The 3,109-nt window shown below is 63.5% G+C and carries 5 protein-coding genes, 1 pseudogene and 1 riboswitch; of the genes and pseudogenes, 4 read left to right on the top strand and 2 right to left on the bottom strand.

Annotated elements, in window-relative coordinates; genetic code table 11:
- Positions 1–83, top strand: a pseudogene (locus HDG33_RS37965) (IS5/IS1182 family transposase); the annotation flags it as partial.
- A gap of 313 nt (positions 84–396) precedes the next feature.
- Positions 397–837, top strand: a complete 441-nt coding sequence (locus tag HDG33_RS36730) for a hypothetical protein (protein ID WP_184041195.1) — start codon at positions 397–399, stop codon at positions 835–837.
- A gap of 13 nt (positions 838–850) precedes the next feature.
- Here the strand turns inward: HDG33_RS36730 and HDG33_RS36725 are convergent, their stop codons facing one another.
- Positions 851–1,471, bottom strand: coding sequence for a histidine phosphatase family protein (locus HDG33_RS36725; RefSeq protein ID WP_184041193.1), 621 nt, complete (start codon positions 1,469–1,471; stop codon positions 851–853).
- 70 nt (positions 1,472–1,541) lie between these two features.
- Positions 1,542–1,697: riboswitch (cobalamin riboswitch) on the top strand.
- 40 nt (positions 1,698–1,737) lie between these two features.
- Between HDG33_RS36725 and HDG33_RS36720 the strand changes: the two genes are divergently transcribed.
- Positions 1,738–1,959, top strand: coding sequence for a CbtB-domain containing protein (locus tag HDG33_RS36720; RefSeq protein ID WP_184011521.1), 222 nt, complete (start codon positions 1,738–1,740; stop codon positions 1,957–1,959).
- A gap of 11 nt (positions 1,960–1,970) precedes the next feature.
- Entirely contained in the window at positions 1,971–2,711 is a 741-nt protein-coding gene (locus HDG33_RS36715; protein WP_184041191.1) for a CbtA family protein, read from the top strand.
- A 136-nt stretch (positions 2,712–2,847) separates the two neighbouring features.
- Here the strand turns inward: HDG33_RS36715 and HDG33_RS37070 are convergent.
- Positions 2,848–3,109, bottom strand: a 262-nt coding sequence (locus HDG33_RS37070; RefSeq protein ID WP_221311652.1) for a hypothetical protein, incomplete at its 5' end; no start/stop codon positions are given.

Here is a 3,109-nt window from a genome sequence, read left to right as displayed (position 1 = left end):
CCGAAACCCTGGCAGGCCTGCACTTCGTCGTCTTCGCCATGCTTATGCTCGTTCATGCTGCACCGATTATGAAAAGTGCCTAACACGCTCTAGGTACATGCGGTTCGGCGTAAGACCACCGCCGAGGATGTCGTCGATGCCTTCGATGCCCGACGATATGCGGGCGGGGGTAGGGGCGGCGGTAGTGGTCGACATGATGGTTGAAATGACGTCGGCAGTGGCTTTGATCGGAACGGGCGCGATGTCGCGGCCGGTATGGCGCTACGCAATTTGTGTGCCGTCGTGCATTGCCTGCGTGCTCGGGCCTCGCGCGCATGGGCATGAAGCGTGCTGTTAAAGAAAGGTGGCTCGCTGCGAGTTTTTCTTCAGCAGCACTTGGGAAGCTTCACGCACACCATGAAAACCTGTCGACTTTCTGCTATCGCGCTTACCGCGGCATCGCTCGTTGCGCTGCTGCCGGTCGGTGCATCCGCCGACGATAGCCCCAGACCTTGCGGTGCGCTCAAACGGATCGTGGCCGCGGCGCCGGACGGCTTCGCCTCGCTGACACCCGACGACGGCAAGGGCGTTGCGCAACCTTATGGCGATGACGCGCAATGTTCGGCCGCGCATCGAAGTTTCCAGTGCACGTGGACGCCGCATCAGGCGGCGGGCTCGAACGCGGATGCATTGGAAGCGGCCGCGGCCGACGTCGCGTCCTGCCTGCCCGATGCAACGCACGATCAGAATTCGCCGGGACGTCAGCACTTTTATCTCGGCGCGAAGGATCGACGCACCGAAATCACCGTGACGCCCGAGGGGTCCAACCGGTTGCGGCTCGTGGTGTCGGGCAGGTAAGCGGCGGTGCCGTTCAGGCGGTGGCGGCCGGCCACCACGACCAGCCGCGTCGCGAGTGGCGTAATTCGACGACCGACAGCGGCGCGATCTCGATGCGACAGAACACGTTTGGCGATGCGCCGAGGGCGTGCACGATTGCCGCTCGCAGCAGAGCCGCGTGGGTGATGGCGACGATGGTTCGACTGTGCGCAAAGGCCGCGAAGCTTGCTTCGTTGACGGCATTGCATGAACGCACGTCTGCCTGCTGCGCGTCGAGCCACTCTCCAACCCGCTGCACGAGTTGACCGAACGACTCGCCGCCGGGCGGCGCGGCGTCGGGCTCGCGTGTCCAGGCGGCGAGTTCGCGGGGCGTTGCGTCGGCAATGTCCGCGAGGCGCTGGCCGCGCCATTTGCCATAGTCGATATCCGCCAATGCGTCGGCAGGCGTGGCGCTCAGACCGAGCGCGGCGGCCGTTTCGCGCGCGCTGGCGGCGGGGCTGGTGAACACGGCGGCGTCGGCGGGAAGCGCGAGACGCGCGCGCGCCGCTTCGGCTTCGGCGCGACCGCGCGCGTCGAGCGGATCGTCGGCAGGGAAGCGGCCCGCGCGTTGCGCGGCCGTTGCCGCGTGGCTCACCAGTAATAGTCGCGTATTCATTCTTTGCGTTGGCGCTCCATTCGTACTTGCCTGCGAGGTTTCATCGGCTCGCGGCGCGCGTTGCGAGGTAGCCCCCGCCGTCACGGAAGCCGCAGTTTAGCGCGTAGAATAGCGGCACTGCGAAGCACGGAAGCCGGTGAGAGCCCGGCGCGGTCGCGCCACTGTAATCGACATTGCAATCCACAAGAGCCGAAAGCCAGACCTGAGCTTCGCACCATGCCTCTGCAATCGACTTTCGGGGCGCGTCACCCCAGGAGATGTCCATCATGACCGAAGCTGTTCTTGATCGCGCCGCGCAACCGGCGGCCCAGCCCACTCCCATTCCTTTGCGCGAACTGCTGCCGTGGGTCGTGTTCGGCGGCTTGCTGCTGTTGCTCGCGCTTTACTTCGTTGGTGCGGAACAGGGCGCGACGTCGCTCGTGCCCGGCATGTACGTGCATGAGTTCGTGCACGACGGCCGTCATCTGCTCGGCTTTCCCTGCCACTAACGGAGTTCGACATGGTAGGTAAATTGTTGGTGCGCGGGATGCTCGCGGGCATCGTCGCGGGCTTGCTTACGTTCGCGTTCGCGCGAATCGTCGGCGAACCACAGGTCGATCAGGCCATTTCATTCGAAGAAAAAGCGGCCGCCGCGCGCGGCGAGGCGCCCGAGCCCGAAATCGTGAGCCGTCAGACGCAGGCTGGCCTCGGCCTGCTGACTGGCGTGGTCACGTATGGCGCGGCTTTTGGCGGGCTGTTCTCGCTGGTGTTTGCGTATGGGTATGGACGCGCGGGTACGTTGAGCGTGCGCGCGCTGTCCGCGTGGCTCGCGCTTGGCGCGTTCATCACGCTCGTGATCGTGCCGAATATCAAGTATCCGGCCAATCCGCCGTCGGTCGGTGATCCGGAGACGATCGGCACGCGCACGGGCCTGTTCTTTCTGATGATCGCGATTTCGCTCGCGACGATGGTGTTTTCGCTGAAGGTGCGGCGTCGCGCGGCGGCGAAGCTGGGTGCGTGGAACGGTTCGATCGTCGCGTGGCTCTTGTTCGTCGTGATCATCGCGGCCGTGCAACTGTCGATGCCGGTCATCAATGAAGTGCCGGCCGCGTTCCCGGCTGTGCTGCTGTGGAAGTTCCGCGTCGCGGCGATCGGCATGCAGGTGGTCATGTGGACGACGATCGGGCTGCTGTTTGGCGCGATGGTCGAGCGCAGCGCTTTTATGCGTACGAATGCGCGGGTGACGATGAAGTCCGCCTGATTGTGACGGTGACACGCGGCCGCGCAAGCGGCCATGCTTCGCGCGCAACGCGCGAGAATGGTTTTGGATCAAGCACTTGCCGCGGTTGTGGAGCGGTTATCCACAGCCTTGCAAACATTTTCTGTGGAAAAGCTGCTTAACGGCTTTTCGCAACTCCACTCATCTCTCCCTTTCGCCGCGGCGCTCCGGAGAATTCAATTGGAAGCCTAACTAATTCAGGTTGCACGCGGCGCTGCTCAATTTTTAAGCTCTTCAACTTTTTAAAATAAATTGTGAGAAGGGTATTGACGTGTTGTCGACCGCTCTCCATAATCTCGCTTCTCTGCTGCAGACGCAGCGACGCAAACGAAGCAGTGCCGGGTAGTGGTGGTTCAGGCGCGGCGGGTTTGGCGGACCGA

It is taken from the genome of Paraburkholderia sp. Cpub6 (assembly GCF_014201065.1).
In the GTDB taxonomy this organism is placed as follows: domain Bacteria; phylum Pseudomonadota; class Gammaproteobacteria; order Burkholderiales; family Burkholderiaceae; genus Paraburkholderia; species Paraburkholderia tuberum.
Note: the sequence above shows the minus strand (reverse complement) of the source record. Positions and strands in the feature narration are given on the sequence as shown.

What these genes read in the sequence shown, in the direction of transcription:
- HDG33_RS36715 (WP_184041191.1), top strand. Translation starts at nt 1,971, where the DNA reads ATGGTAGGTAAATTGTTGGTGCGCGGGATGCTCGCGGGCATCGTCGCG.
- HDG33_RS36730 (WP_184041195.1), top strand. Translation starts at nt 397, where the DNA reads ATGAAAACCTGTCGACTTTCTGCTATCGCGCTTACCGCGGCATCGCTC.
- HDG33_RS36720 (WP_184011521.1), top strand. Translation starts at nt 1,738, where the DNA reads ATGACCGAAGCTGTTCTTGATCGCGCCGCGCAACCGGCGGCCCAGCCC.
- HDG33_RS36725 (WP_184041193.1), bottom strand. Translation starts at nt 1,471, where the DNA reads ATGAATACGCGACTATTACTGGTGAGCCACGCGGCAACGGCCGCGCAA.